Source organism: Photobacterium damselae subsp. damselae, assembly GCF_038086725.1.
Lineage (GTDB): Bacteria > Pseudomonadota > Gammaproteobacteria > Enterobacterales > Vibrionaceae > Photobacterium > Photobacterium damselae.
Window position 1 is genome coordinate 1,062,654 of the sequence record NZ_CP146971.1, and the last position, 13,351, is coordinate 1,076,004.

Below are 13,351 nucleotides of genomic sequence, written 5' to 3' on the forward strand. Positions count from 1 at the left end.
ACTGCCTTACTTAACTATTAATGATGAGCTAACAACAACTGTTGGCATTGAGATAAAACACGACGAGGGTGCTTAAGTGCTTCTTCGATGGAGACTTCAAGACAGCGTCGATTGGCAAAGCGGTCGCTCTGTTCAATATTAATATCAGCGGCCAGTATGACGATATCTGCGCGTTCTACATCCTGCTCAGTAAGGCGGTTTTCGATACCCATTGCTCCTTGGGTTTCCACTTTTATCGTAATACCTAGCTTTTTTGCTGTCTCTGTGAGCTTGTCGGCTGCCATGTAGGTGTGTGCAATTCCAGTAGGGCAAGCGGTGATAGCGACAACTCTCATTGTGAGTCTCCTGTTGTTATTAGTAGTCCTTGTTTCGATAGACTCAATATAGAAAGAACAGACCGGATAAAATAGAAGAGAAAGGACTCTTTTATAGCATTTTTGTAACCATAATATCTAACCGTGATTATGATCCCAGAAACGTATAGCGGTAAAATAGAGCTTTGTTTATTAAAGAGTTACTGGATTTTAGGTAATGATTAGGACTTTTGACGCATGAATAGAAAACAGTGTAATGCTTGATACCCAAGTATCTTAACTAACGTTACTTGGGTATGTATTTGCTGCTGTTATTTAGCTTATTCGTTTGATTGGAAATGCGGGAGAACATGCTCAATAAATTGCTCAAGAAAGGCTTGTTTCGTCTCAAAACTCATGCCATTTGCAATCCAAAGCGCAAACTCATCAACACCTTGTGCTTCATATTGTTTTAATTGCGCTAATACTTCTTGCGCCGTACCAATAAGTAGGTTTTGCGCCAGAGTCTCAACAGTAAACATCTCTCCTACTTCAATATCACCCACTAAATTACCGTTAGATACCGGGTTACTCTGATTAAACCATGCGGCAAATTCAGCATAAAACGTACTAAACTGAGCCAAAATACGCGCTTTTTCTTCTTCACTATTCACAATAAAGGCATGACGCAGCAACAGCATTTTTGTGTGGTCTGCTTGGCGTTTTTGTACCGCATGCTGATAGGTATTAATGCACTCTTGAACTTTATCTTCACCAAACCACAGCGGTGTCATTTGCACATTGCATCCGTGTTCAATAGCGAAATCTATGGTGTAAGGGCTTTGCGCTGCAACCCAAAGTGGAGGATGCGGTAATTGACTTGGTTGCGGTGAGATTGAGGTTTCTGGGAACTGCCAATGTTTACCTTGATGGCTATAATTGCCCTGCCACAGTTTTTGAAGCGCTTGAATACTTTCTCGCATCATTTCACCTGCATCATCATTGTTCATGCCTGGTTTTAAGCGATCGTATTCGTAATGAAAAGCACCTTTAGAAAATCCCACTTCAAGACGACCATGACTGATCATATCGGTATAGGCGATCTCGCCAGCTAAACGAATTGGGTGCCAAAAAGGGGCTATCAGTGTTGCCGTACCTAAACGGATAGATTGAGTTTGATGGGCTAAATCGGCAAGACTTAAGAGAGGGTTAGGGGTGATAGCGAAATCCATTCCATGATGCTCACCTGTCCAAAGAGTATGAAAGCCTGCGCGATCAGCCATTTTACAGAGCGTAATAAATTCGTTATAGGCTTGCTGATAACTGTCGGTGTGTGCGTTTTTTTCAATATGTAAGCATAAGGATATTTTCATAATTCTTTATCACCAATAACACTGACTATGTTTAGAAGTTATTTATTATACCCAAGTGTTTTAATTATACAGAGTTAAAATATTAGCAAAGATATTTTCCAACTTGTTTATATATTAATGACTTAAATGAGACTCACCATTAAGCTATTATTGATTTACAAAGCGAATGAGCTGATATCTATATTCTAAGTGTTCTATGTATTTTGATTATATATTGAAATTTAATATCTAACCTTATGTATTTTAATCTGAAATATGAATAATAAAAATAAATACTCCACCGTATTTGATAGGATTAAAAAAACGTATGTGATATTCATTTCTGAATTGTCTTTTCAACGAGGATTACATAATGATTTTAGTAACAGGTGCGAGTGGCCATATTGGTCAGGGTGTTGTAAAAGAGCTTTTAAACAATAATGTGGAATTTGTCGCGGGTGTAAGAAACCCTGATAGTTACCATGGTATTGAGTGTGCTTTAAGAGCTTTTGATTATGACGACACAAGCATGATGCAAGAGGCGTTTCGTGGTGTCGATACGGTTATTTTTATTTCTGGAAATGCAGAAACAGAACGTCGAATTGAACAACATCGCCAAATCATAGATGCAGCTAAACAAGAAAATATTCAGCATATTGTGTATTTGAGTTTTATTATTGTGACTGACCCCAATTCAGTGTTCCCTTTTACTCGCCAGCATATTGATACAGAAAATTATTTAAATCATTCTGGTATTAAACATACGGTTATTCGTAGCAGTTGGTATATGGAAAATCTAGAGTTTGCGGTAAAAGAGGCCCTAGATACCGATATCTTTATTGATGGCTCTCAACGTGGTGCATTGAGTTTTATCTCGCGCCAAGATGTTGCAAAAGGTTTAGCAATGTTAGCGATAAAACCGGAACTGCAAGGTGAGATTTATACGTTTACGGGCTCAAAAGCGTATGCCATGAGAGACGTTGCTGAGCTTATGAACTGTCATTGCGGTAAAGGTATTGAGTTTAAGTCTATTTCAATTGCCGATTATCAACAGTCGCTGATTGATAATGGATTGCCTGAGTTTTTGGCCGAATCCATTGCTCTAAATAGTGATGATATTGATAACGGTGATTATGCGATTGTTAGCCAGGATGCCAAATTGGTTAATCAGCAGCAGCCTATGGCTTTGGTGGATTATTTAACCTCAATTTGTGCATTTCATTAATGATTAGTTGTTCATTGTGAGTCAAAAACGCCTCCGATTTAATATAATAGGAGGCGTTTTTGTTTAAATTAATTGCGCTACTTTCTGTTTTAGTTTTGGCAGAATATCTTGCTCAAATTGAGGGTGCTTAGCCAGCCAAATATTATTTCTTGGACTTGGGTGAGGTAGAACAAAAATATTGTCTTTGTGGTGATCTTGATTAAAAACGGCATCGGTTACAGATAATTTTTTCTGTTTAAGATAATACTCGATAGCGTAATTACCCATTAAAATCACCAGCTCTACTTGAGTAAGCTGCGGCAGTAAAATAGGGTGCCATGTTGCTCGGCATTCTGGTCTCGGCGGCTTATCACCTGCTCGTTTGCCATTTCGAATAATGGTGCCTGGATAACAAAACCCCATCGGGACAATATTAAAAATATCTGGGTTATAGAAGGTTTCTCTGTCAACACCTAGCCATGCTCGCAGTCGATCGCCACTAACATCATCAAAGACTCGACCTTTAAAATGGGTTTTCTCTCCTGGAGCCTGACCAATAATTAAAATTTTGGCTTGATCACTGGCTTGAATCAGTGGTTTTGGTGGATAAGGCAGTTTTCCTTTACAAATCTGACATTGACGGATTCGATGAACAAGATTTTCAACAGACATAACACGACCATGTATTGTTAACAGGTAAGGATATATACCCAAGTAACTTCAAGCTGTGAGGTTCTACAAGAATAACTTGGGTATATGGAGTTTGTAGGGTAGTGGATTCCCCTTTATTCACAAAACGGTATTTAGGATATTTCAACGAAACAGATTGATTACGCAATATGATTGTCCATCAAAACGTAAAATGTGATCTTCTGTCCAAAAAGTGTCTTTTAAGAATATGTCCAATGTCACAGGGCATAATTCTTGTTACAAAAAGGCAGTGAATGCGAAGTTTATCCTATATATCCCAGATAATTTATTGCTAATAATTTGACCACTAGGTTAACTATTAATAATAAGGCTTGATGATAACTCATTGAGCTAAAGGGATTTTTATGCTTATTAAACGCTTACCTCTCGCCCTTGCTATCTCTTTTGCCCTTATTGGATGTAATTCTGATAATAATACGGTTATAGATAAAACCCATCCAGAAACAGAGCAATCTATTTTAGATTATGTGGATCCATTAATTGGCACCGATGGCTTGGGTAATGTCAATCCAAGCCCTGTAACGCCAGAGGGTATGATCCAACCAAGCCCTGATAATTGGAATCCGAAGAATTGGAATGGAAAAGGATCGCCATCGGATTATCACCATCATTTAACGATGCTCTCAGGTTTTAGTACCACTCATATTTCAGGGGCTGGAAAAGGGGATCTGAACGATTTTGCTTTTCTGCCTTATACCAAATTTAATACTAAGCCTGTCACCATGGATAAGCAGAGCGAAGTCTCAGAGGTGGGCTACTATTCTGTTGATCTGATTGAAACCAAAATCAAAGCGGAATTAACTGCAACTGATCGTGTGGCTTTCCACCGTTATACGTTTCCTCGTAATGAAGATCGTAAGATTCAAATCGATCTTCAACATGAATTATTAGAACAGTACGGTAACCACTCTCGCAGTATTTACTATAAAAAGATCAGTGATCATGCAATTGCTGGAGCTAGAACCAGTAATGAATGGGGCCAGTGGCAAACCGTATATTTTTATGCTGAGTTCTCAGAACCCTTTACCGGACATGGGGTATATGTGGATGGTGAACCTAGCTCGAAAAACGAAGTCGGCTTGGCTGATTATCAAGGTTATGGCGATAAACGTGAGCGGGTTCGTGACATTATTACGCACCTGAATTTTGCCAAAGGTGAGCAGCCGATTACGGTTAAAATTGCGATCTCGGGAACGGGCATTGACGGGGCGATGGCAAACCTAAAAGCCGATAATAACGGTTATGATTTTGCGTCTGTGGTTGAGCAAAATAAGCAAAAATGGGCCAAGGTTTTAAATAAATTTAGCGTAGATGGTGGCACAGAAGCCGATAAGACCTTGTTCTATACCTCACTTTATCGCACTTATATTGCGCCATTTGTTTATCAAGATGTAGATGGCAAATACAGAGGGATGGATGGCAAAGTGCACCAAGCTAAAGAGGGGTTTACCAACTACTCGGTTTATTCCATGTGGGATACTTTCCGCGCTGCTCATCCCCTAAAAACCATTATTGATAAAGATCGCGCCATTGAATATGCCCGCGACTTATTAAATAAGTACCAAACAGGTGGTGTGCTACCTAAGTGGGAGCTGCATTCAGATTATACGGGTGAAATGGTGGGGTATCCTGCAGTTTCTGTGATTGCCGATATTATGGTTAAGCACCCAGAAGCATTTAGCCAGCAAGAGTTCCAGTTAGCACTAAAAGCGGCCGATGTTTCTGCCAATTTTGATTTAGAGCTTACTCATGATTGGGTTCCGTATCGCGATCCTTGGAATGGTGATAAACGCTTTACTGTGATGACGCGCCACGGTCAATATGCCGAGCAACATGGTTATGTGCCTGCCGATGTGAAAAAGAAACCTCAGGATGGTGGCTATGCTCAAGATAAATATGATGAGCTAGTCAATGAGTCGGTATCCTATGGTGTTGAGAATGCGTATTACGATTGGTGTATTGCTCAAATCGCTAAATTGGCAGGAAACGAAGCTCAATATCAACGTTATCTAGAGCGCTCTCCCGCTTATAAGCCTTACTTTGATTTCAACCCAAACGAATACAGTAAGTATGGTGCAACGGGCTTTATGCGTCCGAAAAACTATGATGGTTCTTGGGTTAATAACTATCCTTCTTGCGCTATTGATGATGGTGGTAATCCGATCTCTACCTTGCCAGAAGGATGCGATATTAATGATGCAACAAGTTTTGATATTTTCTGGCCGTATCGAGCTGAACATCGTGGTCAAGACTTTACCGAAGGCAATACCTGGCAGTGGACATGGTTTGCACCGCACGATATCTCAGGGCTAAAAGCGGTCATGGGAGGTGAAGCGGGCTTCTTACAAAACTTGGATGCGCTCTTTAATGCCAATTCAGAAGCTGATACATCTCAAGGCGATATGACAGGTTATATCGGTCAATTTATTATGGGGAATGAGCCAGATCACCATGTGCCATATCTTTATAACTGGACTGCTGAACCTTGGAAAACCCAAGAGTATGTAACACAGGCTATGCGCTCTTTCTTCCATCCGACCACCGATGGCCTTATCGGTAATGAAGATGTTGGGCAAATGTCTGCTTGGTACATTATGAGTGCGCTTGGTTTCTATCAAGTTACGCCAGGTCTACCATCTTATACAATCGGTAAACCATTATTCGATAAAGTGGTTATGGATATCGATGGTGGCCAATTCACCATAACGGCAGAAAATAACAGTCCTGAAAATATCTATGTTGAGTCGGTAACCATTAATGGTAAGCCGCTTGATGCCAACCTCAGTTTTGATCATCGCGAAATTCGCCCTGGTGGCCAATTACATTTCGTTATGACCGATCGCCCCGTTAAATCTTAATACATCATCCCAAGTAACCTCAAAGCTTGATGTTGCTTGGGAAGATTGGGCTGGCAGAATCTTTTTGTCAGCCTCCATATTCTCTTTCTTTGTTAGCACATGAGGTGTTAGCAAAGGAGATGTGCGCCTTTAAATTGAACATGGAGTTCATTATGTTTAAACCTACGCTAGTTGCTATTTCTATTGCACTCTCACTTGGCCTTGTTGGTTGTAATTCAGATAACGATAATGTTGATGCATCAGGTAAACAACCAATTGTTAATCCTGATATTGATATGGGAGCAAACCCAGCCATCGCGTTTGATGATATGGATCTAACTCGTTATGTGAACCCATTTATTGGTACAGGTGAGCTGGGTAATACCTATCCAGGTGCAACAACGCCACACGGTATGGTGCAGTTATCACCAAATAATGGTTCGAATGGATGGGAATATATTTCGGGCTATTTCTACAAAGATGCTCGTATGGTTGGCTTTTCTCATACCCACCTATCAGGTGCAGGAGCTGGCGATCTTAATGACATTCTTGTGATGCCGATTAATACACGCTCAGATTACATGCTTAATGAAGGCTCTGCATCTCTCAATGTTGAAGCGTCGACATTCCAGCATAAGAATGAGTCAGCAACGGCTGGTTATTATACGGTTTTACTTGATAGCTATGATATTAAAGCGGAATTGACCGCATCTGATCGCGTAGGGGTTCACCGTTATACGTTCCCGCAAGATGAAAAATCAGAGCTGATTGTAAACCTTGGCTTTAAACTCAATTGGGATTATACCGCCGATTCTTACTTTAAGTGGGATAAAGAAAATAATCGCCTATTAGGTCACCGCTTCTCTGATGGTTGGGCGCCAAGCCAAAAAGAATTCTTTATTATGGAGTTCGACCAGCCAATTAAGAACATTCGTTTTGCCTATTACGATAAGGACGGCAAAGAGTATGTCGACGCCCCTGCTGGTACAACCGAAATTGGCGGAGAAATTCGTGGTAAACACCAATATGCACGAGCCTATGTTGAGTTTGATACGGCACAATCTGAACTGGTTGTAGAGGCTAAATTGGCATTGTCTAATGTCGAAATTGGTGAAAATGGAGAGTCTGGTGCATCACTGAATATGACGGAGGTTGCGGGGAAAGATTTTGATCAAGTACGTAAAGATGCAACTGCCAAGTGGGAAAAAGAGTTAGCAAAAATCAAAGTGGAAGGTGATCATGAGTATAAGCAAACCTTCTATTCTGCGCTTTATCACTCACTATTAGGTCAAACTATTCACTCGGATCTAGATGGTCGTTATCGTGCGGTGACTCGTGGTCGTGGTGCGTATCCAAATGGCGAGTTTGATAACCCAATTCTTCATGATCCGGTTCTTATCGCGGATGCGAACAACGATGGTGTCGGTGATTACACTCGTTATGATACGTTCTCATTATGGGATACCTATCGTTCCGTTCAGCCATTGTCGAGCATTATCGAACCAGACCGCTTAGCAGATGTGGTGCTATCGTTCTTATCATTTGCAGAGTTAAAAGATGAGAGTGGGAATGTTGTTGGTCGTTTGCCTGAGTGGACATTTAAGGGTAACGAGACTGGCATGATGATGGGTATGCATTCAACTCCAATTATTGCTGATGTACTGACCAAAGGTTCGTTAGAGAAACGCATGATTGATCTTGGGTTTAGTGAGCGTGAACGCCAAGATATTAAAGAGCGCCTGATCGATGCCATGATTAAAGATGGTCGTGAAGACAGCGCCGTTGATTCAATCAAAGAGTATGTGACTAAGGGTTATAAATCAGCGAAGTTACGCGAAGGTGAAGGCGATTTATGGGCTCACTCACCATTTGAAAGCAGCTGGACTGCGTCTTACTCATTAGAATATGCGTACAATGACTGGTGTATTGCACAAGCGATCAAAGCCGTTCGTGGTGATAAGGTGCCTGAATATCAAGAGTTTGCTGATAGGTCCAATAACTGGAAAGCTCAGTTTGACTTTGGTGGGGCCAAATATCAAGGTTGGTTTAAGGCGCGTGATACCGAAGGTAAATTCATAGATGCAGGCTGGGTCGATCCAGAAACGGGGAAAGCTGTCGGTAAAGATTGGCGCCCAGATATGTTTAACTACGCCTTTACAGAATCTAACGGTTGGCAGTACTCATTTAGCGTTCAACACGATATTCATGGCTTGATCAATCATATGACAAAGTTCGATCAAGAGGTTCAAGATCCAAAAGCTCAACGTGGCGATCTCTTTGCTGCCCGTTTGGATGAGTACTTTAGCACCTATCCAGATCGTAATGCTGGTGATAACCAATATCCAATTTTTAATACGGGTAATTTAGGTCAGCACGTTCAAGGTAATGAGCCTGATCACCATGTACCGTACTTGTATAACTATGTTGGTCAGCCATGGAAGACGCAAGCTGCTGTCGCTTCGGCTACGAATGTTTGTTACAACAATACTCCAGATGGTATCTGCGGCAATGACGACTTTGGTACCATGTCTTCTTGGTTTGTCTTCCGTGCTTTAGGTTTCTACCCAGTGAGTGCATCTGCCGGGATCTATGAAATTGGTACGCCAATGTTTGAGTCAGCAAACATTGATGTTGGTAACGGTAAAACATTTACAGTGACAACCGATGGTGTAAGCCGTGATGCAATCTTTATCCAATCTGCAACCTTAAACGGTAAAGCGTTTACTCGTACTTACTTGACTCATGATGAAATTATGGCTGGTGGAACATTACACTTTGTTATGGGTGAAAAGCCAAACAAAGAGTGGGGTACAGGTAAAGATGATGTACCGCCAAACTTAGGTGTAGGTAGTTTCTTGCACGCAAATGAAGTGCAACATACTCAGTAATACAAAAGCGTTTATTTAAACCGTAAAGCGGATGATATCACCATCCGCTTTTTCTTTTTTAGGGCACATTATTGCGGCCATTAAAGCATTATAAAAACTAATCCGAATCTTTATTTTATATCACTTCTCAACCATAAAAAAATACCTATAATTGCGCTCATAGATACAGAGGTAAACCCCGATGTAAAAAGGGTTTGTTTAAATAAAACGCAGGTTTAAATCCACTTAATTAATGAGGCAATAGAGATGACTCGTATCGTTAATAAAATTGTTGCACTATACGTTCCAGTATTCTCTTCTATGTATAAAAGCCAAAACACTGTTAAGTAAGATTTCGGCTGAAGGGATTATCCCGAATGATAAATAGTAAAAGCTCGTAAAGGCTCTGAATGATAAGATTCAGAGCCTTTTCTTTTTGTGCTAAGAATGACTCTGAGATAATGGTCATACAGTCATACTTAAAGGTGAAAGGCTGAATTTAGGCATAACTTAACCTCTATCATGAACGAGTAGGAAGCTCAGACACTTATGCAATATCAAACATCACGACTGACGGTTTCTCAGATTCTAGATGCTGACTCATTTACCAATGATAAAGTGAATACTGAGGCCATTCTTGCGGTACTTACTCCTAGTGTTGTTGAACACTTGCCCTCTCATTTTCATCATATTACGACTAATCAACAGGCAAAAGATTGGTTACAACAACTTACTCAAGAGTCTTTGGTTTTCGCTATTTACGATAAACAGACACAGCTATTGATTGGCTTTGTTTTCATTTATGTGGATGAAGCAGAACAAGCACACATAGGATACCTATTAAGTGAAACGGTTTGGCGCAGAGGGTATGCTTTTGAATTACTCTCTGGTTTGATTCAGCATGCTAAAGAACACACATCCTGGCAGGCTTTGATTGCTGGGGTGGCACGCGATAATCAAGCATCAGCTCACCTATTAGTAAAACTTGGCTTTGTGTTTCAAGTAAAAGAGCAGGATGTGATGTTTTTTAACTTGGTTTGTTGATAGTCACTCTTTTTGAAAAATAAAGATAAAACACCATAGACGGAAGAGCGTGATCTTGAGTCCAGAATAGGTCGTATCAAGATCCTGCGCGTGGTCACAGAGGTTTTCTTTCGTTACAAAAAGGCAGTGAATGCGAATTATGTCCTATATCTCCCACTGATTTTATTCTCGATAATTTGTTTCTAGAGCAATAACCATAAAAAAGTTTTTAAGGCTAGAGGGAACAAATTATGTCACTAAAACTGCTACCATTAACGGCTGCGATCGCTTTGGTATTAAGCGGCTGTAATTCGGATAATTCGACGTTTGATGGTAAAGATAATATCGAAACTCCGATCGATCAGAGTGTATTGCAATATGTCGATCCGTTAATTGGAACTGCAGATGCAGGGCATACGTTCCCAGGGGCAGTTGTGCCTTCTGGTATGGTGCAATTATCACCAGATACTCAATTAACTGGTTGGCACTCTTCGTCTGGTTATCACGATCCTAGTGATTACACCAAAGGCACGATTATAGATAAGGATCTTCCCTTATATGGATTTAGCCATACCCATCTTTCTGGTACAGGGATTGGCGGTTTAGGTGATATTTCGTTTTTGCCATTTAGCCTTGATAACCAAAGTGAAAAAGCTTCGTTTGCTAAAGTTAATGAGGTTGCTCAAGCTGGTTTTTATCAAGTAACACTCGATGAGTCAGACATTAAGGTTGAACTTACCGCTTCAGAACGTGTTGGTTTTCATCGCTACACATTTGCTCCAGACCAACCTCAGCAGCTTAAAGTTGATTTAAATACTACGCTCAATACCGACTGGGGTAGTAAGAGTATGCGTAATAAGATCACCATTATTGATGATTACACCATTATAGGTGAGCGAGATAGTCACGGTTTTGGTGGTTGGTCGATGAATCAGCGCGTGTATTTTTACGCAAAGTTTGACCACAAAATTAAGTCTATTCAATTAACGGTTGAAGGCGAGCCCGTTAAAGGAAATAGCGCAGAAAGTATTTCCCGCATTGTAACTGATGATGCAGGTAAAAAACGCCGTATCCAAGCCGATGTCACTGCCTTTATTGAGTTTGAACCAAGCAATGAACCTGTTGTTGCAAAAGTTGCCCTTTCTCCGGTTAGCACTGAAGGCGCTGAGAAAAACTATCAGCAAGAAGCAAATATCACTTTTGATCAAGCTAAACAGCAAGCTAAGCAGAAGTGGGCTGAATCATTAAATGATATTAAAGTCACCGGTGGTAGTGCAGATCAAAAAGAGATCTTCTATACCGCGTTGTATCACACCAAAATAGCACCCATGATTCACCAAGATGTTGATGGGCAATATCGAGGGATGGCCGATGGTACACAAGTTCAGAACTTTACCAATGGTGAAGGAGAGACAAACTATTCGGTCTATTCAATGTGGGATACATTCCGCTCTTTACACCCATTAAAGACCATTACCGAACCTGAACGTGCGGTCGAGTACGCTAAGAACTTAATTAAAAAGCAGCAAGAAGGTGGATTGCTGCCTAAATGGGAATTACATGGTGATTACAGTGGCACTATGGTGGGATACCCTGCGGTTTCGATCATTGCCGATGCGATGATCAAATATCCAGAATCTTTCAGCGATCAAGAGCGTAAAGATGCACTTGCAGCGGCCCTTGCCAGTTCTAACTATCATCCAGAAGATTTTCAACACTGGCATCAAGGTTTGCTCAATAAGGTTCTAACTCCACATATTAAATATATTGCCGAGTTAGGATTTGCCCCGGCTGTAGAGCGCGACGGTGAAGGAAACTTGATTAATGGCACGACAGAATCGGTCTCTTATGGTTTAGAAAATGCTTATTATGATTGGTGTATTGCTCAGATGGCCAAGCTGGCCGGAAGCGATGCTATTTATCTTGAATATATGAAGCGCTCAAAGGCTTATAAACGTTATTTTGATCATAATCCAGCACGTTATGCCGAACATAACAGTACTGGTTTTATGCGCCCAATTATGAGTGATGGCAGTTGGAGCACTCCTTTTGACCCTTATAACGCGGTTCATGAAACGGGAAATTATACTGAAGGTAATGCGTGGCAATGGACATGGTTTGTTCCTCATGACATCAATGGTCTGAAATACGTTATGGGGGGAGAAGAGGCGTTTTTAAGCAATCTAGACGCACTATTTAATGCAAAACCTTTAGAAGGTACTGCAGATATGACGGGCTTAATTGGTCAATATGTTCATGGCAATGAGCCTGACCATCACGTAGCGTATTTATATAACTACACATCTGAGCCGTGGAAAACCCAAGAGTATGTCGATTATATCTTAGATACCTTCTATACCACTTTGCCTAATGGCATTATTGGCAATGAAGATGTTGGAGCAATGTCGTCATGGTATGTAATGAGTGCTTTAGGTTTCTATCAAGTGTCACCAGGCAGTACGGTTTATACTATCGGCCGCCCACTGTTTGATGAAGCTGATATTCCTGTCAAAGGCGGCGTCTTTAAAGTGATTGCTGAAAATAATAGTGATGATAATTACTATGTTCAATCGGTTAGTATCAATGGCAAGCCGTTAACGGATGGTGTTTTCTTTAACCACAGTGACATTAAAGCAGGTGGTGAACTACGGTTTGTGATGACAGATCAAAAGCCTAACTAATCCTCTTACTCTATACCCAAGTGACGTTAAGATACACAGTATTGTGAGTGCAACTTAACTTAGTCGCTTGGGTATTACACCACTTTTCAGTTTAAGTGGGTTGAGATAACTCACTTAGATTAATCTACATACCGTATTTAAATATCGTTAATTTTATCACTTATATTTATAAAGCAATAATGATGATCGATTTATTTGTAAATTAGTGTCAAGATTTAATTGTTATATTTATCATTAAATAATAGTTTATAGGATAATTAATGCATAATTTATAAACGCTGTTAAATATGAGTAAAAAATAGATAGTATAAAATTGACTAATAATATTATGAATTATAATTCCTGCGCAAAATAACAATAAGGTAGCAGTAGGTTATAATTTA

Annotated in this window: 8 protein-coding genes; 5 read left to right on the forward strand and 3 right to left on the reverse strand. The window is 40.3% G+C overall.

All coding sequences use genetic code 11. The features are described from left to right. Positions 1-17: 17 nt before the first annotated feature. Together WAX86_RS19385 and WAX86_RS19390 are read right to left on the reverse strand one after the other, a co-directional pair. The gene (locus WAX86_RS19385; RefSeq protein ID WP_065171142.1) at positions 18-335 is read right to left on the reverse strand and encodes a PTS fructose transporter subunit IIB; all 318 of its coding nucleotides are present in this window, start codon (positions 333-335) and stop codon (positions 18-20) included. A 299-nt stretch (positions 336-634) separates the two neighbouring features. Next, complete coding sequence (locus WAX86_RS19390; protein WP_341489529.1) at positions 635-1,666, reverse strand: LLM class flavin-dependent oxidoreductase; 1,032 nt, start codon at positions 1,664-1,666, stop codon at positions 635-637. Positions 1,667-2,018: 352 nt separating this feature from the next. Here WAX86_RS19390 and WAX86_RS19395 point away from each other — a divergent pair, with 352 nt between their 5' ends. Next, positions 2,019-2,870, forward strand: a complete 852-nt coding sequence (locus WAX86_RS19395; RefSeq protein WP_341489530.1) for an NAD(P)H-binding protein — start codon at positions 2,019-2,021, stop codon at positions 2,868-2,870. A 63-nt stretch (positions 2,871-2,933) separates the two neighbouring features. On the opposite strand, the gene WAX86_RS19400 is transcribed toward WAX86_RS19395, so the two are convergent. Next, positions 2,934-3,521: a uracil-DNA glycosylase family protein gene (locus WAX86_RS19400; protein WP_065171139.1), complete on the reverse strand. Its 588-nt coding sequence runs from the start codon at positions 3,519-3,521 to the stop codon at positions 2,934-2,936. Positions 3,522-3,904: 383 nt separating this feature from the next. On the opposite strand from WAX86_RS19400, the gene WAX86_RS19405 reads away from it, so the two are divergent. The 4 genes from WAX86_RS19405 to WAX86_RS19420 all read left to right on the forward strand — a co-directional run bounded on the left by WAX86_RS19405 (position 3,905) and on the right by WAX86_RS19420 (position 12,968). Then, complete coding sequence (locus WAX86_RS19405; RefSeq protein ID WP_341489531.1) at positions 3,905-6,418, forward strand: GH92 family glycosyl hydrolase; 2,514 nt, start codon at positions 3,905-3,907, stop codon at positions 6,416-6,418. Between the two features lie 152 nt (positions 6,419-6,570). After that, complete coding sequence (locus WAX86_RS19410) at positions 6,571-9,285, forward strand: GH92 family glycosyl hydrolase (RefSeq protein ID WP_259347002.1); 2,715 nt, start codon at positions 6,571-6,573, stop codon at positions 9,283-9,285. A 528-nt stretch (positions 9,286-9,813) separates the two neighbouring features. After that, a complete protein-coding gene (locus tag WAX86_RS19415; protein ID WP_341489532.1) occupies positions 9,814-10,308 on the forward strand; it encodes a GNAT family N-acetyltransferase in 495 nt (164 codons plus the stop codon). A 230-nt stretch (positions 10,309-10,538) separates the two neighbouring features. Further along, entirely contained in the window at positions 10,539-12,968 is a 2,430-nt protein-coding gene (locus tag WAX86_RS19420) for a GH92 family glycosyl hydrolase (RefSeq protein WP_341489533.1), read from the forward strand. The last annotated feature ends 383 nt before the right edge of the window (positions 12,969-13,351 follow it).

Bases quoted from the DNA above. Each gene is read 5' to 3' on its own strand.
- WAX86_RS19405 (WP_341489531.1), top strand. From the start codon at position 3,905: ATGCTTATTAAACGCTTACCTCTCGCCCTTGCTATCTCTTTTGCCCTT.
- WAX86_RS19420 (WP_341489533.1), top strand. From the start codon at position 10,539: ATGTCACTAAAACTGCTACCATTAACGGCTGCGATCGCTTTGGTATTA.
- WAX86_RS19415 (WP_341489532.1), top strand. From the start codon at position 9,814: ATGCAATATCAAACATCACGACTGACGGTTTCTCAGATTCTAGATGCT.
- WAX86_RS19395 (WP_341489530.1), top strand. From the start codon at position 2,019: ATGATTTTAGTAACAGGTGCGAGTGGCCATATTGGTCAGGGTGTTGTA.
- WAX86_RS19385 (WP_065171142.1), bottom strand. From the start codon at position 335: ATGAGAGTTGTCGCTATCACCGCTTGCCCTACTGGAATTGCACACACC.
- WAX86_RS19400 (WP_065171139.1), bottom strand. From the start codon at position 3,521: ATGTCTGTTGAAAATCTTGTTCATCGAATCCGTCAATGTCAGATTTGT.
- WAX86_RS19390 (WP_341489529.1), bottom strand. From the start codon at position 1,666: ATGAAAATATCCTTATGCTTACATATTGAAAAAAACGCACACACCGAC.
- WAX86_RS19410 (WP_259347002.1), top strand. From the start codon at position 6,571: ATGTTTAAACCTACGCTAGTTGCTATTTCTATTGCACTCTCACTTGGC.